At 44.1% G+C, this 22,426-nt stretch carries 19 protein-coding genes and 4 pseudogenes; 3 read left to right on the forward strand and 20 right to left on the reverse strand.

Annotation, left to right across the window (positions count from 1 at the left end; genetic code table 11):
* Nucleotides 1-327 precede the first annotated feature (327 nt).
* The 6 genes and pseudogenes from AC0WRU_RS21340 to AC0WRU_RS21365 form a co-directional block, all read right to left on the reverse strand.
* A pseudogene (locus AC0WRU_RS21340) lies at nt 328-471 on the reverse strand (pectinesterase family protein); the annotation flags it as partial.
* A 2-nt stretch (nt 472-473) separates the two neighbouring features.
* Entirely contained in the window at nt 474-1,511 is a 1,038-nt protein-coding gene (locus tag AC0WRU_RS21345; protein ID WP_476126238.1) for a threonine aldolase family protein, read from the reverse strand.
* Complete coding sequence (locus AC0WRU_RS21350) at nt 1,498-1,971, reverse strand: MarR family winged helix-turn-helix transcriptional regulator (protein WP_476126239.1); 474 nt, start codon at nt 1,969-1,971, stop codon at nt 1,498-1,500. The genes AC0WRU_RS21345 and AC0WRU_RS21350 overlap by 14 nt, the downstream gene beginning before the upstream one ends.
* A gap of 332 nt (nt 1,972-2,303) precedes the next feature.
* On the reverse strand, nt 2,304-2,723 hold the full coding sequence (gene arsC / locus AC0WRU_RS21355) for an arsenate reductase (thioredoxin) (protein WP_476126240.1): 420 nt from the start codon (nt 2,721-2,723) through the stop codon (nt 2,304-2,306).
* Nucleotides 2,724-2,748: 25 nt separating this feature from the next.
* A complete protein-coding gene (locus AC0WRU_RS21360; RefSeq protein WP_476126241.1) occupies nt 2,749-4,038 on the reverse strand; it encodes an arsenic transporter in 1,290 nt (429 codons plus the stop codon).
* 156 nt (nt 4,039-4,194) lie between these two features.
* Nucleotides 4,195-4,545 carry an ArsR/SmtB family transcription factor gene (locus tag AC0WRU_RS21365; protein WP_025686173.1) on the reverse strand — a complete coding sequence of 117 codons (351 nt, stop codon included), beginning with the start codon at nt 4,543-4,545 and terminating at the stop codon, nt 4,195-4,197.
* A 105-nt stretch (nt 4,546-4,650) separates the two neighbouring features.
* Between AC0WRU_RS21365 and AC0WRU_RS21370 the strand changes: the two are divergent.
* Nucleotides 4,651-4,809 (forward strand): annotated as a pseudogene (locus tag AC0WRU_RS21370) (MarR family winged helix-turn-helix transcriptional regulator); the annotation flags it as partial.
* 86 nt (nt 4,810-4,895) lie between these two features.
* On the opposite strand, the pseudogene AC0WRU_RS21375 reads toward AC0WRU_RS21370, so the two are convergent.
* From AC0WRU_RS21375 to AC0WRU_RS21385, 3 genes and pseudogenes are all read right to left on the reverse strand, one after another.
* Nucleotides 4,896-5,054: pseudogene (locus AC0WRU_RS21375) on the reverse strand (GntR family transcriptional regulator); the annotation flags it as partial.
* Nucleotides 5,055-5,170: 116 nt separating this feature from the next.
* The gene (locus AC0WRU_RS21380; RefSeq protein ID WP_476126242.1) at nt 5,171-5,341 is read right to left on the reverse strand and encodes a hypothetical protein; all 171 of its coding nucleotides are present in this window, start codon (nt 5,339-5,341) and stop codon (nt 5,171-5,173) included.
* Between the two features lie 19 nt (nt 5,342-5,360).
* Nucleotides 5,361-5,555, reverse strand: coding sequence for an H-type small acid-soluble spore protein (locus AC0WRU_RS21385; RefSeq protein ID WP_476126243.1), 195 nt, complete (start codon nt 5,553-5,555; stop codon nt 5,361-5,363).
* A 237-nt stretch (nt 5,556-5,792) separates the two neighbouring features.
* Here AC0WRU_RS21385 and AC0WRU_RS21390 point away from each other — a divergent pair, with 237 nt between their 5' ends.
* Nucleotides 5,793-6,980: a macrolide family glycosyltransferase gene (locus tag AC0WRU_RS21390; RefSeq protein ID WP_476126244.1), complete on the forward strand. Its 1,188-nt coding sequence runs from the start codon at nt 5,793-5,795 to the stop codon at nt 6,978-6,980.
* A gap of 186 nt (nt 6,981-7,166) precedes the next feature.
* Here the strand turns inward: AC0WRU_RS21390 and AC0WRU_RS21395 are convergent, their stop codons facing one another.
* From AC0WRU_RS21395 to AC0WRU_RS21445, 11 genes and pseudogenes are all read right to left on the reverse strand, one after another.
* Nucleotides 7,167-8,582: a glycoside hydrolase family 32 protein gene (locus AC0WRU_RS21395; protein ID WP_476126245.1), complete on the reverse strand. Its 1,416-nt coding sequence runs from the start codon at nt 8,580-8,582 to the stop codon at nt 7,167-7,169.
* 83 nt (nt 8,583-8,665) lie between these two features.
* Nucleotides 8,666-9,493 carry a carbohydrate ABC transporter permease gene (locus AC0WRU_RS21400; protein WP_134912440.1) on the reverse strand — a complete coding sequence of 276 codons (828 nt, stop codon included), beginning with the start codon at nt 9,491-9,493 and terminating at the stop codon, nt 8,666-8,668.
* Complete coding sequence (locus tag AC0WRU_RS21405) at nt 9,493-10,377, reverse strand: carbohydrate ABC transporter permease (RefSeq protein ID WP_476126246.1); 885 nt, start codon at nt 10,375-10,377, stop codon at nt 9,493-9,495. The genes AC0WRU_RS21400 and AC0WRU_RS21405 overlap by 1 nt, the downstream gene beginning before the upstream one ends.
* A 59-nt stretch (nt 10,378-10,436) precedes the next feature.
* Nucleotides 10,437-11,762, reverse strand: a complete 1,326-nt coding sequence (locus tag AC0WRU_RS21410; protein ID WP_476126247.1) for an ABC transporter substrate-binding protein — start codon at nt 11,760-11,762, stop codon at nt 10,437-10,439.
* A gap of 163 nt (nt 11,763-11,925) precedes the next feature.
* The gene (locus AC0WRU_RS21415) at nt 11,926-12,903 is read right to left on the reverse strand and encodes a LacI family DNA-binding transcriptional regulator (RefSeq protein ID WP_476126248.1); all 978 of its coding nucleotides are present in this window, start codon (nt 12,901-12,903) and stop codon (nt 11,926-11,928) included.
* A 163-nt stretch (nt 12,904-13,066) separates the two neighbouring features.
* Nucleotides 13,067-13,375, reverse strand: a complete 309-nt coding sequence (locus tag AC0WRU_RS21420) for a hypothetical protein (protein WP_476126249.1) — start codon at nt 13,373-13,375, stop codon at nt 13,067-13,069.
* 130 nt (nt 13,376-13,505) lie between these two features.
* Entirely contained in the window at nt 13,506-14,858 is a 1,353-nt protein-coding gene (locus AC0WRU_RS21425; RefSeq protein ID WP_025686182.1) for an alkaline phosphatase, read from the reverse strand.
* An 887-nt stretch (nt 14,859-15,745) separates the two neighbouring features.
* Nucleotides 15,746-17,137 (reverse strand): group II intron reverse transcriptase/maturase, encoded by a 1,392-nt coding sequence (gene ltrA, locus AC0WRU_RS21430; protein ID WP_476125132.1) that lies wholly within the window; start codon nt 17,135-17,137, stop codon nt 15,746-15,748.
* A gap of 649 nt (nt 17,138-17,786) precedes the next feature.
* On the reverse strand, nt 17,787-18,059 hold the full coding sequence (locus tag AC0WRU_RS21435) for a hypothetical protein (protein WP_476126250.1): 273 nt from the start codon (nt 18,057-18,059) through the stop codon (nt 17,787-17,789).
* An 80-nt stretch (nt 18,060-18,139) separates the two neighbouring features.
* The gene (locus AC0WRU_RS21440) at nt 18,140-18,760 is read right to left on the reverse strand and encodes a hypothetical protein (RefSeq protein WP_476126251.1); all 621 of its coding nucleotides are present in this window, start codon (nt 18,758-18,760) and stop codon (nt 18,140-18,142) included.
* Between the two features lie 749 nt (nt 18,761-19,509).
* A pseudogene (locus tag AC0WRU_RS21445) lies at nt 19,510-20,444 on the reverse strand (IS4 family transposase).
* A gap of 421 nt (nt 20,445-20,865) precedes the next feature.
* Here AC0WRU_RS21445 and AC0WRU_RS21450 point away from each other — a divergent pair.
* Nucleotides 20,866-22,425 carry an IS1182 family transposase gene (locus AC0WRU_RS21450; RefSeq protein ID WP_476125033.1) on the forward strand — a complete coding sequence of 520 codons (1,560 nt, stop codon included), beginning with the start codon at nt 20,866-20,868 and terminating at the stop codon, nt 22,423-22,425.
* Nucleotide 22,426: the final 1 nt, after the last annotated feature.

Below are 22,426 nucleotides of genomic sequence, written 5' to 3' on the forward strand. Positions count from 1 at the left end.
TACGAACAACATACAAGATGTAAGTTTTGTTTTCTAGTAAAATAAAACAACACCTGCTATGTGCATAGAAAGATAAAAAATACATCTCATACTTAATATATAAAATATTTTCCATAAAAACAAGTATTTGAAATATCGAGAGAAATACAGCGATCAACCAACGTATAAACGCCATTTGTAGTAGCGACATCCCCACGACTATATATTTCCCGAATATATAATTGCAAAATACACAAATAAGCGAGGTAATCGCTTGAAGCGCATACCCCGCTTATCCATTGAAGATCACATTTGGAAGAAGACGATTTATCTATTCAACTACGGATTCCAATGATCCGTCCCGCCCGGCTTGATATGATCATCCATATAGGATTTTAAAAAAGCAATATGAGCGTAAGGGCGCCATGGCCGTCCAAGATCAACCCTGCCTGTCAAGCCATCTTCAGCTGTCAGACGACATTGAATAAATACCTTTATCGCAATGCTTTAATATCCTGAATCAGCATTTCAACATTTTCTTTCTTCGTAGCCCAACTGGTACAGAATCGAACAGCACTATGTGTATCATCAACCTTTTCCCAAAAGGAGTAAGTATATTTTTCGCTCAATGCCTTTAACATACGATCTGGTAAAATCGGAAACTGCTGATTGGTTGTAGATCGGTACTGAAAAGAAAAGCCTTGCTCAGATAATCCGTTTTGAAGCAACATTGCCATATCTATAGCGTGTTTGGAATTTTCAAAATATAAATCGTCTTCAAACAAAGTTTCAAACTGAATGCCCAGTATTCGCCCCTTAGCCAGCAGTCCTCCTTTTTGCTTGATCATGTATCGGAAATCTTTTTTCAATGTATCATTTATAATGACTACTGCTTCTCCCATCATTGCTCCAACTTTGGTCCCGCCGATATAAAATACATCGCATAGTTTTGCTATATCTGCTAAGGTTACATTGCTATCCTCTGCAACCAAGCCATAACCCAATCGGGCTCCATCTATAAAAAGCGGTAAACTACATTCCCGACAGACTCGACTTAACGCTTCCAGCTCGGATTTAGTGTAGATCGTCCCATTCTCGGTAGGGTAAGAAATAAAAACCATACCGGGCTGTACGCTATGCTCAGGAGCGGCATCATTCCAGTGAGCATCATACAGACCCTTTACCTGTTCGGCCCGGATTTTCCCATCATCACTTGGCAAAGTAAGTACTTTATGGCCAGTAGCTTCAATCGCTCCGGTCTCATGTACGGCAATATGTCCAGAAACTGCAGCAATGGCACCTTGATGCGGACGTAAAATAGAAGAGATCACCGTTGTATTGGTCTGTGTACCTCCAACTAAAAAGTGTACATCTGCATTTGGGGAGTCACATGCCTTTTTAATATAAGCTCTGGCTTTTTCACAGTGCTCATCCACACCATAGCCGCCAGTTTGTTCGTCATTCGTCTCCAATAGTCGCTGTAAAATACGCTTATGGGCACCTTCGGTATAGTCGCACTCAAATCGAATCATTTTGTATTCTCTCCAATTTCTCTAGTTTGTTCTGAATGAATACCATAGAAGCATGTAATTCTTTAATCTCTTCTTCTGAGAGTCCTTGAACTAATTGTACAACTTGTTCGTCAGATCTTTCATTCAGTTGTTGATAGAACGCTTTTCCTTTAGGCGTCAAACGAATCAGATTTGTTCTATTATCCACCGAAGAATTTTCCTTAACAAGGAAGCCCTCTTTGTAAAGTTTAGCTATGATTCTACTCATATAACTGCGATCAATTTTAAGAGAATCGACTAAAGTATTGGCTATACATGGCTCGATCATACCGATCTCTATAATGACGCGTGCCTCGGTAAAGGAATATCCGCTATCCAGCACATGTTTATCTAATACACCCAGTATTTTGGTATAAAATCGATTGAAACGTCTCATATCTGCTATGATCTTAGTATCTATATTGATTTTAACTCCCCCCATTTAGTGGACTTTTGCAACAATTATATTATTTTTTTTTGTGGACTCTGTCAACGAAATGACGGGTTTCTATTTATCAATCCACGACCGGGAACCCTCCCGGTACGTTGATGATCATTACACAAATGGCTCCGTCCTTATAACTTTCAAGGACGAAGCCATTAATTCAGCATGTACTGGTTTTCCTTCAAACAAGCTGATCCTGGAAGAAAAAATAGGAGAATTATACATACACATACGGTAAAGTAACGTTGAAGACGATGAATTTTCATAAAGAAGAATCACTGCTAAGTTAATCAAAATCTTCAAGAATAAAGTCTTTAGTTAACGTTCTATTATTTTCCGGTTTCCCCAAATTGTTTAATGCGTTCTCCCACCTGCTCACGAACTCGCTGGAAAACGGCCCATTTCTCTTCTTCCGTTCCCTCTGCTTTGGCCGGATCATCAAATCCCCAATGCTCACGGCGAACTTGTGGAGGTGTGATGGGACATTTATCGGCAGCATCCCCGCACAGGGTCACAACCAAATCGGCACTGTTCAGCAAGACAGGATCTATAATATCCGAAGTTTGACTAGAAATATCGATACCTACTTCATTCATCGCTTGTACCGCTTTAGGGTTAAGGCCGTGAGCTTCAATGCCTGCACTGTACACATTCCAACGGTCTCCCAGATATTTTTTGGCCCAGCCTTCTGCCATTTGACTGCGGCAAGAATTGCCGGTGCACAAAAAGTAAATTGTCTTTTTTTCCATGATAGACGTCTCCTTTAATGTTCAATTATGAAATGATTAACCACAGATATAAGCCCAGCAGGGTAATAAAAAGTGTAGGAATCGTTAAAACAATGCCTGTTTTAAAATAAGCTCCCCAAGAAATTTTCACGCCTTTTGAGCTAAGCACATGCAGCCACAACAATGTGGCCAATGAACCAATCGGGGTTATTTTCGGTCCCAAATCCGATCCAATTACATTAGCGTAAATCAGCGCTTCTTTGATCATACCAGTCGTATGGGTGGCATCTATGGCAAGTGCATCAATCATCACTGTAGGCATGTTATTCATCACCGACGAGATAGCAGCCGCGATAAAACCCATGCCCATCGTGGCCACAAACATACCTTGATCGGCAGCCGCTTGAATCACATGAGCCAGCAGATCCGTCAAACCGGCATTACGCAGGCCATACACCACAACATACATCCCGATGGAGAAAAATACGATGGCCCATGGAGCGCCCTTGATGACTTCTTTCATGGGGACCGCAGGGCTTCTTCTCGCCATCAGCAAGAAAAAGACGGCAATAATACCGGCTACCACCGAGACAGGAATGCTAAAAAATTCGCAAACAAAGTATCCAACCAACAGAACCGCGAGAACAATCCAGGACATGCGGAACATTTTTGGATCTTTAATCGCTTCTGCAGGTGTTATTAATTGTGCAGCATCAAATGTTTTGGGAATCCTTTTGCGAAAAAAGAGATACAGTACCACGATACTAACCGCTAAGGAAAATAAATTAGGTACAATCATGCGACTCGCATATTCCATAAAGGTGATGCCAAAGAAATCGGCTGATACAATATTCACCAGATTGCTGACTACAAGTGGAAGCGACGTCGTGTCGGCAATAAATCCGCTCGCTATGATGAAAGGGAAAACCATTTTCTCATCAAATTTCAGTGCCCGAACCATCGCTAGTACAATCGGTGTCAGAATTAAGGCCGCACCGTCATTCGCAAAAAAAGCAGCGACAATGGCGCCAAGAATGGTCACATAAACAAACATCCGGGTTCCGCTTCCCCGCGCAGCTCGTGCCATGTGAAGCGCCGCCCATTCGAAGAAGCCGATTTTATCAAGCACCAACGAAATCAGAATGATAGCAACAAAAGCCAGTGTCGCATTCCAGACAATCTGAGTAACTTCCCAAACATCATGCAAATCGACGACACCCACCAGCAAGGCGAGTATTGCTCCGCCGCAGGCCGACCAGCCGATAGACAGATTTTTAGGCTGCCAGATCACCAACACTAAAGTAGCCAAAAATATAATGCATGCCAACAAAACCAATGTTCAAAACCTCCATTACCCATGATATCCCTAGTTCTCCTTCTGCTCTTCCTACGAATTCCTCCCTTGTTTAGTCCACCATTCTCACATCACCTTATAAACATATACTTATATAAAGAAAATATTATCCCCGCAAGGAGATAAACTGAACAACCTTTAGGAGGAGCAAGCGGGGGAATCCGGTCCACAAGATGCTATGGGTTCCTCTTTATTCATCCATTTTAAAATATGCTTAGAATCCGGCATACACTCAAGTACAGCTTGAATATGGGGCTTGTCGTCTACGTTTAAAGAATAGTATACCCACTGACTTCGTCTTTCTTCTTTTACGATCCCTTGCGACTTTAATTTTCTCAAATGTTGGCTAATTGCTGGCTGCGACATATCGAAGATGTCCACGAATTCGCAAACACACCATTCTCTTTCTCTTAGCAGGGAAAGCATGGCCAAGCGGGTTTTATCCCCCAGTAGCTTTAAATGATCGGCTACATAACCAAGTTGCTCCAATGTGTAACCCCCTTTCGGATATATAACTGTATGCTTATATACTAATTTAGCTCCATTCTAAAATCAAGTATGCATATTACTTGTAATTCGCAAGTATATAATGTATATGTAGCAACCACTATTGATGCACAAATGAATGAATACTTAAACGAAGTTTTTTCGTATTTGACTGATTTTGAAAAAGAAACCGTGATTCGATCTGTGAAGCTCTTTAACGATGCCATGGCCCAATCAAGCAAATGTTGTTTTCCGGTAACAGGATAATACTCTCCTTTTATATTTGCAATTTACAAATATTAATCCATACCAGTGGTGGTTTTTAAGTTTCGTTCAACCTATCCAAATTAAAGGAGTGTAATTCTGCTGGCATTAAATATTTCTGAGAGTTCCCGCTCTGTCGGTAGTTGCTCCTCGCTAAGCAACTCTTTTAGAATAATAGCCTCTTCCAACTGCTCTCTAACAAAATCACTCACGTTTTTAGCTGATACTTTTTCAAGAACAAAAAAAATCTGTTGTTATCATAAAACCAAGTAAAACTATATGTAATATTTTTTGTCCGAACCAGCCAATTATGCGTCATATAAAAAGCACGCAGCAGGGTATCCTGTGCGCGCTTGGCCATTCTCTATTTTTTCTCCAACTCATCCGGTACATCGTATTTATTGATATGTGAGGTCATAGCGGCAACTGCTTCGCTGGCATCCGTCGTGGCAGGCACTTCCCTTACCACATCATCAGTACGATCATGAAAATTCAAACGGTCGGCCTCAGCTACTTTCTGTTTATTTTCTTTCATTCTCAATATCCCTCCTGTCTTATTCCAGTGCCTGATCCCGTTCTATTAACGCGTACAAAGGTACTTCCCGTTCCTCTTCCGGCTTGTTCAGCGCATAAATACGTGCCGTCTCACTCTGCTCATTCACATGCTGAATATAAATGGGTAACCCATCACATAACACATTCGCCATTATGGGAGAGGACGCTATTTCTTGTGCTCTTTGGACATTCATTTAGAAAGACCTCCCTTGCTGAGTACAGTACGTCTTTACTATGCACAAGATGAATATCTGTTATACAAATTTCTTACTCACATGTCTTTGTACAATATTCTCTCGTGTTAACTCGAAGAGCTTAAGATACGTTTACAAAAAGGATATCATTTGAAAATATAAATATTATTGTTATTATAGATAGAGAGATTCAGTGAAAACTGCGATCTTCGATGAAGCGAAAAGGAGTGATGATGAATGTTACACATACTAATGGTTAACTTTCCGGCAGAAGGACATGTGAATCCTACAATTGGGATTACGCAGGCCTTTGCAGCACGGGGGGACCAAGTGCATTACATTACAACTGAGAAATACAAGGACAGACTCGAAGCAGTTGGAGCAACGGTTCATCTGCACCCCGATTTGTTGAGGGCCGCTTCTATCAACGCCGCTTCTCCGGCCGGATTGAACGCATTTTTGAACATTCAAATTCAGACTTCGCTAGACATATTGGAGGTTACCCGGAGGTTGTCGGAAAGCATTGATTTTGACTTTGTGTTCTATGATAGATTCGGAGCTGGTGAGTTAGTTAGAGATTATTTGAATATCCCCGGTATTGCTTCATCGCCATCCTTTCTGATTTCAAACAACCAGATGATTGTTAACCCCTTTCGTCTTGATGCTGAAGTACCGTTTCAGCTTGATGAACAGGCCACAACCTCGCTGCATCACATGAAGGAAAGATTCGGTGTTGCTCCTGAGCATGTGTTTCAATTTATGAACAACTCAGGGGCTCTGAATATTGTATATACCAGCAGATATTTCCAACCGGACGCGGACCGTCTTGGTGAGGAGAACCTTTTTATCGGTCCCAGCTTCCCTGAGCGCAAAGGGGAACATTCTTTTCCTTTGGATGTATTACAAAATGACAAGGTTCTGTATATTTCGATGGGAACGGTTTTGGATCATGTTGAAGACTTTTTTAACACCTGTATTGAAGCTTTTGCCGATTTTGAAGGCATCGTCGTGATTGCGGCTGGCGAAAAAGCTGACTTTACGAAAATCAATCCGGCCCCCGAGCACTTTATCATTTCGCCCTATGTTCCTCAATTGGAGGTATTACGTCATTCAGATGTGTTTATTACTCATGGTGGAATGAACAGCGTGAATGAAGGGATTCACTTCAATGTTCCCTTGGTCGTACTACCCCAGGACAAGGACCAGCCGATGGTCGCGCAGCGGTTAACGGAACTTCAAGCTGGCTATCGAATAACCAAAGACCATATCAATGTACAATCGTTAAGAGAGGCCGTACGTGAGGTGGTATCGAACGCAGCGTATAAAGAGGGTGTACAGAAAATAAATGATAGCTTCCAGCAATCAGGCGGTACAAAAGAAGCCCTCGCAAAAATTGATGCTTATCTTCAAAATAAGCTCGCGTAAAGTTCCTTCTTGCTGATTTCAACATCGCACATAAGTCACATAAGGAAGGTGAACCGACTTGAGCAAATTAACCCCCAATGCTACTCGTGGCAGTCATGCTAATACGAAAGAATAAACAATCACAATCCTCGCAAAAAAACAGGAGCCCTGACCATCAACGGTCGGGTTCCTGTTTGTCATGCAATTCTATGTGGATATATCCCACTTCTGAAACGAAGCAATCGTACACTTTCCGCTCGCGAACGCTCGAATGCCCGTTGATTCCACTCCCGGATACACTCTTCCTGTGAGGACGTATTCACCGTCGCCGATGAATATTTCCACCGAGCTTTTATCGACAAAAACCCGAAGCTCCAGACGGCCCTCGTGTAAGTCCAAAGGCACTCTTCTCTCTCCGCCCGGGCCTATACCGGCACGTTCTCGGTTGAAACGGAACAGACCGTCATCCGGACGGTACGACAGTACAGTCTCCTCTTCGCTACCTACCCGCAGTTTCAAACCGAATTCATTGGTGTTACTGGCTTCGAACTCAAATACCGCCTTCAGTTCGTAGCTATCTCCACACGTCTCCATCATGTGCTCGCCTGTCAGTAAGATATCCCGCTGCTCGAACAGATTGGATCGGTAATTCTTTACCTCTTCAAGCGGACGGAACAGCAGCCTACCGCGGTCGATAACCGCTTCCCGCGGAAGACTCATCGCACCAGCCCAATGGTGCCCCTGCTGGGTCGGCATCTCCGACTCCCACATATCCATCCATCCGATGACGATACGCCGCCCTTTATCATCCAAGGTTGACTGCGGGGCATAGAAATCGAATCCGTGATCCACCTGAGCATACTGTTCTGCCGTAAATGTTCCGGCCGCGGAATTGAAATCACCAATACCGTACATGGTGGAATGCAGATTGTGGTAAGCTTCCCCCTGGGCAGGCATCCGCTGCGGGGACAGCATAAATACGTGCCGACCGCCGAGCGGGAACAGATCGGGGCACTCCCAATTATCGCCGAAGCGACCGTCACTCACGGCCAATACATTGACATACATCCAGCTTCTCAGGTCTTCAGAACGGTAGAGCAGTACAAGCCCGTTCCCTTTGGCATCATTAGAACCGAGAACGGCGTAATATTGATCTTCGTGTCTGAACACCTTAGGGTCACGGAAGTCTTTGCGGCTGACCGTGTCTGGTACGGCGTCGTAACCGATGACCGGATTGCCCTCCCACTTTTCGAACGTTACTCCGTCCTCTGATACTGCGATTCCCTGCGACTGCTTGTAATCCTGATCTTTATCGGGCCCGGTTACCACATGTCCCGTATACATCAGAACAAGCTTCCCGTCCTGCTCAACCGCACTGCCGGAGAAGCAGCCATCCCGGTCGAACTCACCGTCCGGGGCTAAAGCGACCGGCAGATAATCCCACTTCATAAGATCGCGGCTGACTGCGTGTCCCCAGTGCATCGGCCCCCATACTGATTTATACGGGTAATGTTGATAGAACAAGTGATACTGCCCGTTATATTGAATGAAACCGTTCGGATCGTTCATCCAGCCGAATTCGGCCATTAAGTGGTAGTTCAGCCGATAATCTGGCCGAAGCATATGTTTCGATTCAGAAATAAATTGATCTGCACTCTCTCTCGTATATGCTCTACTCTGTATGATAAAGCATCCTCCCCCTGCGGTTATTTAATCGAACCTTGCATAACACCCTGAATAATATATTTCTGGGCGAACAGATAGATGATAATGATCGGAAATATCGTCAGTACCAAACTTGCCATTAACGGACCGTAATCCACTGTATAGGTTCCATAAAAGTTATACGTGGACAACGGAAGTGTCCTTTGCTCCGGATCGACCAGAATGAGGGAAGGTAGCAGAAAATCATTCCAGACCCACAGCACATTGAGAATGGAAATGGTGGCTGTCGTGGGCATCAGTACCGGAAACACGATTCGGAAGAATGTCTGAATCCGCGTGCAACCGTCAATCAGCGCCGCTTCCTCCAGTTCCTTCGGAATGCTCTTCACGAATCCATGATAAATGAAGACGGCCAGCGAGCTTCCAAAACCGATGTACATGTAAATCAGCGACCACTTGCTGTTCAGCAGATCAAGTGAGCCGTAAATTTTCACCAATGGAATCATGATGGCCTGAAACGGAATGATCATGGAAGCAACCATCAGCATAAACGTATATTGGTTGAACTTGGTGTTGTTTCTGACAAAATAATGAGCCGTCATCGCCGCGAACAGTGAGATAAAGAAGACACTCAACACCGTTATGACCAATGAGTTGGTGAAGGCATCGATGTAATTCATTTTATCGAACGCATTCATATAATTGACCATATTGAAGCTCTCTGGAAGCGATAACGGATTCGAAGTGATGGCCTTGTTTTCCTTGAACGAATTGATCAGCAGAAAAACGAACGGTACGATGAACAATATGAGTACGACTGTCAGCACAATAAATTTGATCACGGAGGAAGCGGCTTTTTTGCTTGTCATTACGCCTCCACCTCCAACTTCTTACTAAAATAAACCTGGAGCAGGGTGATGAGAGCAACCATCAGGAACAGCACGAATGCTTCCGCCTGCCCCACACCATAATCACGGGAAAGGAATGCCTTTTCATACACATGCATCGACACCATTTGAGTACTGCTGAACGGACCGCCTTTCGTGAGCGCGAGGTTCACGTCATAGACCATAAATCCGCGCTGCAGGGACAAGAATATACATACGATGAAAGAAGGAACCATCAAGGGCAGCACCATTTTCCGCAGTCTGATCCAGCTGTTCGCCCCATCAATGCTTGCGGCCTCCATAATATCATTCGGCACACCGCTCAATCCCGCGATGTAAATGACCATCATGTAACCCACGTTCTGCCACACGGTTACAATCACGAGTGCCCAGAACGCTTTGTCGGGATCAGCCAGCCAAGTCGTGCTGAGCGACTGAATGCCGGCATGTTGTCCCAAATAGACAAGCACGTTGTTGAAGATGAACTGCCATATAAAACCGAGTACAATGCCGCCGACAAGGTTAGGCAGGAAAAATCCCGCCCGGAAAATTTTCTGTCCCTTTAAACCTTTTATCAGCACATACGCCAGCATAAAAGCGACGACATTGATAAGAATAACGGTATAAAACACATACTCGAGCGTCAAGCTGAACGATTTCCAAAACTCATTATCCTGAAAAACGGCCAGGTAGTTTTGGACGCCAACCAGCGATAGTGTCGTGGAAATACCATCCCAGTTTGTGAACGTCAGATAGATGCCGTACAAAAATGGAATGATCATTACCGTTATGAAGGCAAACAAGGTTGGTCCGGTAAACAGCAGCCGTGACCGCAACCGGTTCCATACTCCTTTTTCCGCAATCATGATGATCCCTCTCTTTATTCCGGATTTCTCTCTCTATTCCGGGTGATTTGAAAATAACCTTATTTTGCTGTTTTCCAGTAGTCTTCGATTTCTTTGACCAGTGTTGCGCGGTCGCCCTGTTTCGCCAGATATTTTTGCATGGAAGATCCTGTCTTGGACCAGTGATCGGCAGGCAGCGTGCTCATCGACTGCTCTGACTTGCCTTTTGCGATATAATCCTGGAGGGACTTGCCAAGCGGGTCGGCCGCAGGCAGTGTAATATTTTTGAACGCCGGGATAATGTTCGCTTTGTTCACGAGGAAATCCTGGCCTTTCTCTTCATAGACGATCCAGTTCAAGAACTTCTTCGCCGCCTCCTGCTGTTCCGGAGTAGTCTTCTCCTTGTCAATAACAATGCGTTTGGATACAGCGGACGAAATTTCCTGATTGCCGTAGTCATTGGCATTATTGCTGATCGGTACAGGCAGGAAACCATATTTTTTGTTAGCGGTATCAAAACTGCTGATTTGCGGCCATGCCCAGTTGCCCATGAACCAAATGCCAACTTCGCCTTTGCCGAGCAGCTCCGGTCCGCGTTCATAAGCTCCTGCCAGCGGGGAAGCCTGGTCGATATTGTATTTCATCATGACGTCGAATGTATCCATAAGTCCGTTAAATACCGGATTGTTAGCCAAATCAGCCTGGCCCGCTTTCAGTGTCGCCATGAATTTGTCCACTTTAGCCATGTCTTTGTTCTGGCCTGCATAAGCAAGAGGCAAATAATGAGCGCCAAGGGACCAGTCCATTGGTGAAATCACCAGTGCTTTCTTTCCGGATGTCTCGATTTGCTGGAACAGTTTTTCAAGGTCATTTCGGGTTTTAATTGTGGCGGGATCAAAGGTTCCGCCTACCGCTTTATCAACAACGGCTTTGTTGTAAATGAATCCGTAGCCTTCAACAGCCAGCGGAAACGCGTAATTTTTACCGTCAAATGTCGTAGCTTTCGTCGCGTTTTCAACAGTGTCCGCATTCCACTTTTCTCCGTTTAGATCGAGGATACGGTCCTTGAATTTCTCGACATCGCCTGTATCTAGCATCATCATGGTCGGCGGATTTCCGGATGCATATAATGCGGAGGCACGCTCAAAAGGCGATCCACCGTTCGGAACCGGCTGGATTTCAACAGTAATGCCCGGATTGTCTTTCTGGAATGCCTTGGCGGCATCCTCCAACTGTGGAAGGATTTCACCTTTGGAGTTCAAAAGCGTAATTTTCACATTTTTCGAATCCGCTGATCCCCCTCCAGAAGCCGAATTACCTTCTTCTCCGGAGCCGCCGCATGCGGACACCACCATAACCAAAAGAAGCAGCATTACCATCCATTGAACTCTTTTGAATTTCCTCACTGTTGTCATCCCCCTATTTCTGTAACGACTCTGAACACTCGAATAAAACGCTTACAAACGGATTATATGTTAAAGATTTAACTAATGTCAATCGTTTGACATGTTAAACCTTTAACATGTACTAAAAAAAATCTGTTCCCCTTGTTAGAGGAACAGATTTCATTCAGGTCGTTGCACGCTCAATCAGTTCAACAGGCAGCAGATTGACAGACTGTACCTGCTCCCCCTCCGCCTGCCTGCGAATCAGCTCGACTGCCAGTCTGCCGATGTCTGCAATCGGCTGTTTTACCGATGTAAGTTCCGGCGTCAGCCAGGATGCAGCGCTTACATCATCGAAGCCTACAATACGCACACTCCCCGGCACATGCCTTCCGGCGCGGATATATTCTTTCAACGCGAACGCGGCAATAATATCGCTTGTTGCGAACACCCCATCAACATCTGGATGTTCATGAATGAGTTTCGAGATAATTCGCTCGTACTCCTTCTGGTCAAACACATTCAAGTCCGTTTGAACGATCACATGCTGGACACTATGCTTGCCCACGACATCCCGGAATGCTTTGGTCCGCTCATTGGACAGCATGTTCAGCTCCAGATTTCCGCATATATGGGCAATTTTCCGGCAGCCTTTGCGAATGAGCAGATCCGTGGCCAGCTCGCCTCCACGATAATTATCCGAAGATATATACGGAATATACGGGTCAATCTGCCTATCAAATGTCACAATCGGTGAATTCAAATGGCGATACTCTTCTACTTCTAAAGTATGGCTACCCATAATGATGCCGTCTACCCGGTTTCGCTTCAGCATCTCGATATATACTTTTTCCTTCACGGGATCCATATGCGAATTGCACAGCAGGACCTTGCAGTCATGCTGATAGGCATAATACTCGACCTGATTGGCAAGCTCACCGAAGAAAGGATGAGAGACATTAGGAATAATAAGGCCAATAATATTGGACTGCTTGCGTAGCAGAGATCGTGCTATTTCATTCGGTTGATAATTAAGCTCCTCCATTGCGTCGAACACTTTTTTGCGTGTAGTTTCGCTGATATATCCCCGGTTATTCATTACACGGGATACTGTAGTGACCGACACACCGGCTTTTAACGCTACATCGTGAATTGTCGCCATATTAACCTCTTCCCGCACAAAATAAATACATACAAACTATACTCTCTCCTCACCATTTCGACAACCTTACATAACGGAGGGTCTTCAAAATGGCTGTAAATGTTAGGTGACTGAACTTTGCGAATCCCAAATTAGAGGTTAAAATTGCTCTGCAATCTTCGATTTAAAAACTGATATACTGTTTTTTGAGCACAATAAATAGCTTTATACGTGCCTCAGCTTGTGCAAGCTTCTTCTCCATCGACTGCTCTGCTGCGGGTCTTCCCGTGCTGCCTTTTCCTCGTTGCTCTTCCAGAAGACCTGCTTCACCTTGAGAAGTAAAGGTTTTTCTCCAACGTTTTAAGCATGTATTCGGATTCTCCCGTCTGATCATATCTAAGTTGAATCCTGCCTCCCTGAAGATGTCCGCAGGAGTTTTCCCCTCCTGATAGGCCTTTAGAGCTGCCAGCTCGGTAGACCAACGGTTCCCCATTTTGTATCTCCAACCTTACTTGTATATCGATTATAAACGCAAAGAGACCCGAGAGAGGTCACTTTTTTCAAAGTGTCCATCTTTCGGGTCACAGTTCATGAATCCAAATACCCCTTTTTTCTTTTGTTATTTATTTGTTTTTTTTCAGAATGTCAAAAATGTTCTTTGCATTATCTGTATTATCGATAAGTCCCGTAAACAATTCTTTCCCTGGCCCGTAAGCATAGACCGACACATCTTCTCCAGTATGACCACCTGTTGTCCAGCCAGCAAATGAACGAGTGTTGAAGATGGCTTCAATGGCATTATCGATTTTAACTTCGTCCTTTGTAGCAGAAGCAGTTTTGACCGATTGAACTTCACTTTCTGTAAGATCTAAGGAGATATATTTCTTAAGTGTATCTTCAACACTTGCGCCAGCAACAATTTCTTTAGCCATAAAATCTGGTGTGCGCGTTGCTGCTTTAATTGGTGCTACATTAAAGTTATATTCTCCATTTGCACCGATCGAAAATCCGCCGGTAGAATGATCAGCAGTTGCAACTACTAATGTATTGCCGTCTTTCTTGGCAAAGTCGATCGCTGCTTTAAATGCTTTTTCAAAATCCGCCATTTCACTCATGGAAGCAACCACGTCGTTGTCATGACCTGCCCAGTCGATTTGGCTTCCTTCAATCATCAGGAAGAAACCATTATCATTTTTATTTAATCGGCTGATTGCAGCATTAGTCATATCTTCTAAAGAAGGCGTTTCTTTGGCACGATCGATTGCTTTATCTAGTCCACCTTCGGCAAATAGACCGAGAATTTGATCGTTTTTATTGTTCAGCAATCCTTCCCGATCAGTGACATAACCGTAACCGGCTTTCTTGAACTCTTCAGTTAAGTTTCGGTCTTTACGCACAAAATTGCTTAGTCCACCACCAAGCAGGACATCCACCTTGTGCTTTCCATTAATTTTTTCATCAAAGTAATCATCAGCAATAGCATTCATGTTTTTACGGCTAACATCATGTGCGCCAAATGCTGCAGGAGTAGCATGAGTGATCTCAGATGTTGCAACTAAGCCCGTAGATTTCCCGTTTTCCTTCGCTTGCTCTAATACCGTTTTGACATCAGCTTTATCGTTATCTACGGCGATGGCAGCATTGTATGTTTTAACACCAGCAGACATCGCTGTGGCAGCAGAAGCGGAGTCTGTTATATTTTGAGCCTCATCTTCCGGATACGTCGTTTGAGCACCTACAAGATACTGATCAAACTCTGTTTTTTCCATCAGGGGGGTTGCTGGGTTATCTTTCATATACCGATAGGCAGAAGTATAAGATGGACCCATACCATCACCAATTAAAAAAATTACATTTTTAATTTTTTTTGTGTCTGAGGCTGCTTGTGCAGAAGCTCCTCCTGACACAATGCCAGTAATTGTGATTGATGACACCATAACGATAGGTAATATTTTTTTAAAAAGATTGCCAAACATAAAGTCCCCCCTATTATTTATTCTGAGATTACCGATGATAATCGGCTAACACATAGATAATATTAGTATTCGTATATGAAGGGAGAGATAGTTTTATGTAATCAAAATGTAAAGAGGAAGAAATAAGTTGTTGGTCGAATATATAGCAAAGCTTGTTTGGATAAAATGATGTACTTAATCCTCTTTTACCTTATATCCAAGGAAATAGACTAGCCAGAAATCATCCTTTACTTTTACACCTTCAAATTATTCCATTAGCAGGTACCCTCGTAATGTGACACCCACAATATCATGCTTATATCTGAATGCCCTGTATGTAGAGAAGTACTGGCAAAAAGTACGGATAGTTCCCAAAATTCCTTCTTTTTTGCTCCTATGGACATTCCTAGAATGCGTTATTCCTAACAATAATAAGGTGTTTTTAACGATTGCATATGAAAATCGTTTGTACTGGATGAAAAAGTGAATTTTGATGCCATAGAAATGAAAGGAAAATTGAAGGAAATATTACTGTATACAGAACATAATACAGAACATAATTCAAACAAAATTTAAGGAACTCCTTTATAGAAAGGATATATCCTTAGAAAAATTTCATGGAAAAGAAAAAATGGAAAAGATGAAGACAGGAGCACATATTAATAAAGAAACGAATTAAAGTAAGTATTTTACTAATATATTATTAATACAATAATTTAAGTTCAAATTACAAATACTTGCTTTTAGGATACAACTTTATTGTCCGTTGACAAAAGGTTAAATATTAGGAGGTTTTCTTTAATTAGGGCGCAAATGACTAATTCAGCAGATCGAGTAGGAGGGGGCGGTAAACCCCCGTCCTCTCACACCACCGTACATGCGGGTCCGCATACGGCGGTTCCAAAAGGTTAACCAAGCTCCAGATAACGTGAAAGCAAACTTTTCAGCCCTTTCTCTTTCCAATAGGAAGTAGGAAGGGCATTATTGGTATTCCGGGACATTTCCCATGCGCCTCGCCTCGAGTTAGCCATCTTGAAACATGCCCACTCTGGAACCCCAAGTGCCCGGAGTTCACGGATTCGTGTGCGTACTCGTTTCCATTGCTTCCACAGGCACATTCGTAGTCTTCTCCGAATCCACTGGTCCAGTTTTTGGAGGTGCGTCTTCACCGAAGCTAGACGGAAATAACCGAGCCAACCCAACAGATAGCGGTTCAATCGGCGAATCCGTTCTTCCATGGAAATGGACCATGTTCGATTTGTCAGCTCTCGAATCCTCTCTTTACATGCGTTGAGGCTCTTCGGTGCTATTCGAATCGTCGCCTGCTTCTGGCTCAGGAAACTGAACCCTAAGAACTTCCGGTGCCAGGGTCTGGCTACCGCGCTCTTTTCCCCATTCACTTTTAGCTTTAGCTTTCCTTCTACAAACCGACTTACCGATTCCATCACACGTTCGCCTGCTCGCTTACTCGCCACAAAGATATTGCAGTCGTCCGCATAGCGCACAAACCGCAGGCCACGTTCCGTCAATTCTTTATCCAAATCGTCCAGTAGAATGTTGGCCAATAGCGGACTAAGCGGGCCGCCTTGTGGCGTTCCTTCCCGGCTACGCTCCAGCTTTCCGTCCACCATGACTCCGGCGTTCAGATAGGCACGAATCAGCATCAACACTCTTTTGTCCGTCACTTTCCGCGCCACCCTTCCCATCAACATGTCATGATTCATCTGGTCAAAGAACTTTTCCAGATCTAGATCCACGACCCAGCGAAGTCCACTTTGGATATATCTTTGCGCTTGTTTCACCGCGTCATGTGCACTTTTCCCCGGGCGAAAGCCGTAGCTATACCAGGAAAATTGCGCGTCAAAGATCGGGTTCATCCCTTGTAAAAGCGCCTGCTGGAGAAATCGGTCCATTACGGTCGGGATGCCTAAAAGCCGTACACCGCCTCCGGGTTTGGGAATTTCCACCCGTTTGACTGGCGCAGGCCTGTACGTTCCCGTCAGAAGTTCAGTTTTCACCCTTGCCCAGTGCGTATTCAGGTAAACTTGTAGATTGGCTACCGTTACACCGTCCACACCAGGCGCTCCTCCGTTTTGCACCACTCGTTTGTATGCGAGCCTGAGGTTATCTCCTTCGAGCATTCGTTCCAGCAAGTTGTTCTGGTCTTCGCGAGAGGATAGGGCGACTTGTGCCGACGAAGAACTCAGCGCTCCAGCATACCCTGACGGCTTCACCGCTTCTCTTTGCTGGCAGCTCTCTTGCGAGATATTCGGCTGTCTTTGCTCTTCATGCGAACGCATCGGTTTCCTCTCTCCTTTCGGTTCAGCCCTTCCGTAAGTTGTTGCAACAGCTTACGTACTATGGCTTCTGCTGACTCCTGTCCGTTCAGCGTAGCCTCTCGGCTACGGTTACAAGTTTTTTTTTCCTTGCTTATCTGACAGGTCTCCCCAGATAAGAGCGCCATCTTTCCGCCCGCGACCACTGGAGTATACCGCGTCAGTCCTTGGCGGCTTTGGATTTCGTCATGTTTAGGTGACTCATCCGACTGACACAGCCTCAAATCCAGTTCGTGTACCTTGGCCCGTGCTTTTGCCTCCAGCTTCCTTCAGATTCCACCTCACGGTGGACACCCTTGCCCTTGGCTAACGGTAGGCGCTCGCCAGCCCCCGTTCAGGACTTTCACCCTAGAGATGACGCCCATGCTGGGCGTACTATAAAAAAACCGGTCATCTTAAATTAAGACAACCGGTTTTTAAAACTCAGGTACCAACTTTAATGTAACTGAACAACAAGTTTATGTCAGGTGATAAAAAAGTCGTGAACCAATTTTGTTGATTTTACTGCGTTTGCCAGAGCACGTGATAAACACGAAAAATAAAAAGTCTGAAACCACCACAAATTACCATAAAAAGAAAGTTGGAAACTTGTACTATTACGATAATATAATTTTCATAACCATTTCCTCAATATACTGAATGTCGCATATAACGTGCTTAAATGATCAATTTTCTTTTTCAAAGAATTATCTCTAATAATCTGTCCATCTTTAGTCCATTGTCCATATATTTGAACTAACCGCCCTGTAGTTCGTGAGAGTTCAAGAAGTGCTGTCTTCAGATGCTCTTTTTGAACTAAAGTTAGGTTATTATCCATTTTTATTTTATTAAATTCTTCTATCAAATCTCTTACTAATTCATTATTCACTTTTTTCAATGAAGCCATTATATCTCTAGCTAGTTTATTAATTCTCTTTTTTTGTTCGAATGATAGCTTGATTTTACTTAATTCTTTAAATAGTGAACTTATGGAAGGTAGATTACATTCCAGCCTCCTGATTCTAATACTGAAAAAAACGTTTCGGCATAATACCAAAAGTCTTCTCCAAGAGCTTCACGTTTCCTTTTTATCTCTTGATACCCTGGAACTAAACATACTTCGGTTTGGACATCTTTGTACTCTAATTCAGCAGATTTATAGATTGATTTTCCGCAAATAGTTAAAAGGTAGCTCAATTTATCTAAGTTTGGTTTCGCTAAAGTCTTTTTCCCATTAAGTTGACCCTTGTGAACATAGTCCTTAAGTGAATCAATTATATCCACCATTAAACCGATAAACTCTTCCTTCTGATCTTCCTTAAATTTTTTTACTCTCTCAATTAAATTGTCATAATAAACTGACAATTGGCTCTCGTTCGAGATATTTGAGACAAGTGTATTTATAAGTAACGAAAGATGTGATACGCAACAATTAGCAATAATTTTCCTGATTATATACCTTTTATAAGGATAACTATTTGAAGGTGTAATTAAATATTCAAACTCACTCATTTTTAAGTTCTGAAGCCAATTTTCAAAATTCTCTTTTGTTGCCAAGGCTAAAGAATTTATAACAGTTTGAACTCTTCTGTCATCTAGTGAATTCAAACTATCTATTATTGGTTTAATATTAGTAGGTAATGGAACAAAGTAATCACCCCCTTCATCATATTCTTCGTAATCGAGTTCAGTTCCGTTAACGTCTTCTTTTCTAATTGTGATTCTTCCTCTTCAATGTTATAAACCAGTTTACCAATTGCAGGTACAGGTATTATATCCTCTTCGTCTGTAATCGTTCTAACTTTATAAATTCCATTATCGTGCTTTATTACTTTTATTTGTTGTTCTAAGGCTTCCAAGGTATCTAGTGTCACGGGAGCCGCACAGTCTTCGTGCCATCATACGATATTAAAAAACCTAATGAGGTGAACCTATTGTTCGTTCAATTAACCGTGAGTGAGATAATGATCTGAAAACAAAAAAACTGGCACAAAAAATATCTCGATGGATAAGCCTTGAAAAAACAGCATCATTTTATGATAAATCTAAATGGGATTTATGCAGGAAATGTAGGATATAAAGAGAGTCTTAAAAATCTCAATTCAGCTTATTCGACCCCTTTTACAAAAAAAAAAACTACCAAGCAGATTTGGGTGGTAGTTTTATCCAGTAGTTATTCCAATGCCTTAGATATTCTCACTAGCGTTGCATAAAACATTGACAGACAATTCAGATAATTAGCATCTACCATGAGAACCAAAAGGTCGAGCAGCCACTAAAGGTAGCCCTGTCCATTTGAAAATTTATGTATATTTACTTGGCTTTTGCGTCAGACAACGCCCTTCGGGCCGGCTCAGTTACGTGGGTTCTAACCGCTTTCGTCCTGCCGACTTGCGGCTCGGTTTTCGCTTCATACGCCCGATCCACTGTGCATAGGGCTTCCAAATCAGAGCCTTCAGCCACCGCTGGATTTGCAGGAGGGAGTGCTCTACGTTCGCGTCCAGTTTGGCCAGCATAAGCAGGCAAAAAGCGATGAGTGTCAGCCAAACCTGGTTGTGCACGGCCTGTTTGCTTGTTCCATAGAAATGCTTAATCTTCAGGTGCTGCTTCATCCATTTGAAGAAGGTCTCAATGGCCCAGCGGCTGCGGTACATCTCACTGATTTCATCGCAAGACAGATCGAAACGGTTGGTGAGCAGAATGAGAAAATTGCCCTGTGAATCGGTTGTTTCCATCATGCGAAGCTTGTGCTTCATCCGCTTTTGCGTGGAACCTATCAGCACCCATTCATCCATGGTGACCTTGCTGTCCTCTGGAATTTCAAGCGATTGGAGCGGTTCGATCACCGCGTTCTCCTTCAAGCGAGTCACGAAGTATATCCCGTCCGAGCAATAACGATCGAATGCTTTGTAGTCCACGTAACCGCGGTCAACACATAGGTGATTCCGGCATCTTCGATAAGGTCATCCATCTGTGTCCGGTCATTTTTCTTGGCTGTCGTAATGGTTGCCTTCTCTGGCAGGACCTCATGAGCATCTGCAAAAGCAAGGCGGAGGTGAAGCTTTATACCAGCCTTGGTCTTACGAAAGTCGGCCCACTTGTACCTCCGCAAGCAAAGAGCAACGGTGGTAGAGTCGATAATCCGGAGTGCTTTGCGGTCTGCTATCGAAGAGCCATGCCTAGACAAAATCTGCATAGCCAGCCGCTCGAAAACCTGCTGGAGCAGGTCCTGATCCACCTGATTATGCTTGCGGCATAATTGTGCCGGTGAGATCGATTCCAAGCCTAGCATTCCTGTTGAAATTCCTTACTCAGAACGTCGTCGGCTATCTCTCTCAGCCCTTCCTGCGGCCTATTTCGGCCATTGTATTTCGGAACTTTTCCCCTATGAGGTAGTAGTAAACGAGTAGCCGCGGCGCACGTTTTAGATATCTGTATTTCTTCCTGTAGTCTTCGTGTGCCTTTTGTTGTTCTTCTGGTGTCATAGTCAAAAGATTAAACTCGTCTGCAACGATCGGCAATTACTTCTTTTCGTTTTTCGGGTATTCGGATTTTATGGTGGAATTATCTCTGTTTAAATGGTTTGATGGGGCTGTCCCAAAAGTCATAAAATTGGCTGGGGACGGCCCTTTTCTCCAAATTGTAAAACAAAAAGAAACCGTTCCTTGGTAAAATGGAGGTACCACCCAACCATTCGAAAGGAGACGGTTTCTTTGTACATTCAATATACCATGGATCAACTTTTCTTACCAATGGATTTAGAGGCAGATATCCCCGAAAACCACATCGTCCGTGTGGTAAACGACGCAGTCAACCGCCTGAGTGATTCCATTTTCAACGCTGCGTATCCTGGCGGTGGCCGTCATAGTTATCATCCTAAAATGCTCACCAAAATCATCATTTACGCCTACACCCAGCGCATCTACTCTTCCCGTCAAATCGCCAAGGCCGTCCGCGAAAATATCATGTTCATGTGGCTCGCTGCGCGGCAACAACCGGATTTCCGTACCATCAACCGCTTCCGTTCGGAGCGGATGAAAGAGGTGCTGGAAACCGTGTTTACCCATGTGCTGGAGCTGCTTGTTCAGGAGCAATACGTGTCCTTGGAACACTACTTTCTGGACGGAACCAAGTTTGAAGCGAATGCAAACAGGTACACCTTCGTCTGGAAAAAGGCCGTTGTCAAGCACCAGGCCAAGCTGCAAGAAAAAGTACATACCCTGTTCCAAACCATCGAAGCGGCCGAAAGCGAAGAAGATGCGCTCCACGCGGGTACAGACCTTCCTGAGCTTGGCGAAGCTTCCTCGCTCACGGCAGAAAAGCTGGAAAACGCGGTTCAACAACTGGAGGAAGCTTTGCAAGAAAAACCGAAAAACAAAACCTTAAAGAAAGCCGTGGGCCAGTTACGCAAGGACTTGCTGCCGCGGCTCCAAAAGTATGAGCATCAGATCGAAACCGCGGGCGAGCGCAATAGCTACAGCAAAACCGATTTGGACGCGACGTTCATGCGAATGAAGGAAGATCACATGCGAAATGGTCAACTGAAGCCGGGATACAATGTGCAGATGGGCACGGAAAACCAGTTTGTGCTCGGTTACAGCGTGCATCAGCGGCCTACCGATACGAAATGCTTGAAGCCCCATTTGGAACATCTGGAAGAATCACTCGGGAGACGACCAGAGATGGTCATTGCCGATGCAGGGTATGGAAGCGAAGAAAATTACAGCTATTTCGAAGAGCACAACATCCAAGCGATCGTCAAATACGGGACATACCACAAAGAGAAAACCAGGGCCTGGAAGCAAGCGATAGGCAAAGTGGACAACTGGAGCTACAACGAAACGGAAGATACATGGACCTGTGCGGCTGGAAAAATGTTACGTTTTCGATACGAAGGCCAGACGGTCACGGAGAGCGGCTACACGATTCGGACACGCCATTATCGAAGTGAAGATTGTAGCGATTGTCCCCTAAAAGCGAAATGCACCACAGCCAAGGGCAACCGGGAGATTGCCGTCAGTCTGACCTATATGCGGCAAAAAAACGACATGCGGGAACGACTGCGCAGCGAGGAAGGATACACCCTTTCCGTTCGGCGCATGACTGAGCCCGAGAGCGTGTTTGGACAAATAAAAAACAATCGGGGTTTCCGAAGGTTCCTGCTTCGCGGCTTGCAAAAAGTAAGCCTGGAGGTCGGGTGGCTTTGCCTTGCCCACAATCTGCTCAAAAAAGCCGCAATGACGGAAAAACGCAAAAGGGACGAAGCAGGATAAA

The organism is Paenibacillus sp. 1-8 (assembly GCF_056316205.1).

Excerpts from the sequence above, each read along its gene's own strand:
- AC0WRU_RS21350 (WP_476126239.1), bottom strand. The coding sequence starts at position 1,971 with ATGGGGGGAGTTAAAATCAATATAGATACTAAGATCATAGCAGATATG.
- AC0WRU_RS21405 (WP_476126246.1), bottom strand. The coding sequence starts at position 10,377 with ATGATTGCGGAAAAAGGAGTATGGAACCGGTTGCGGTCACGGCTGCTG.
- AC0WRU_RS21435 (WP_476126250.1), bottom strand. The coding sequence starts at position 18,059 with ATGGCTTCATTGAAAAAAGTGAATAATGAATTAGTAAGAGATTTGATA.
- AC0WRU_RS21420 (WP_476126249.1), bottom strand. The coding sequence starts at position 13,375 with ATGGGGAACCGTTGGTCTACCGAGCTGGCAGCTCTAAAGGCCTATCAG.
- AC0WRU_RS21400 (WP_134912440.1), bottom strand. The coding sequence starts at position 9,493 with ATGACAAGCAAAAAAGCCGCTTCCTCCGTGATCAAATTTATTGTGCTG.
- AC0WRU_RS21390 (WP_476126244.1), top strand. The coding sequence starts at position 5,793 with ATGTTACACATACTAATGGTTAACTTTCCGGCAGAAGGACATGTGAAT.
- AC0WRU_RS21380 (WP_476126242.1), bottom strand. The coding sequence starts at position 5,341 with ATGAAAGAAAATAAACAGAAAGTAGCTGAGGCCGACCGTTTGAATTTT.
- AC0WRU_RS21425 (WP_025686182.1), bottom strand. The coding sequence starts at position 14,858 with ATGTTTGGCAATCTTTTTAAAAAAATATTACCTATCGTTATGGTGTCA.
- AC0WRU_RS21385 (WP_476126243.1), bottom strand. The coding sequence starts at position 5,555 with ATGAATGTCCAAAGAGCACAAGAAATAGCGTCCTCTCCCATAATGGCG.
- arsC (WP_476126240.1), bottom strand. The coding sequence starts at position 2,723 with ATGGAAAAAAAGACAATTTACTTTTTGTGCACCGGCAATTCTTGCCGC.
- AC0WRU_RS21395 (WP_476126245.1), bottom strand. The coding sequence starts at position 8,582 with ATGCTTCGGCCAGATTATCGGCTGAACTACCACTTAATGGCCGAATTC.
- AC0WRU_RS21415 (WP_476126248.1), bottom strand. The coding sequence starts at position 12,903 with ATGGCGACAATTCACGATGTAGCGTTAAAAGCCGGTGTGTCGGTCACT.
- ltrA (WP_476125132.1), bottom strand. The coding sequence starts at position 17,137 with ATGCGTTCGCATGAAGAGCAAAGACAGCCGAATATCTCGCAAGAGAGC.
- AC0WRU_RS21345 (WP_476126238.1), bottom strand. The coding sequence starts at position 1,511 with ATGATTCGATTTGAGTGCGACTATACCGAAGGTGCCCATAAGCGTATT.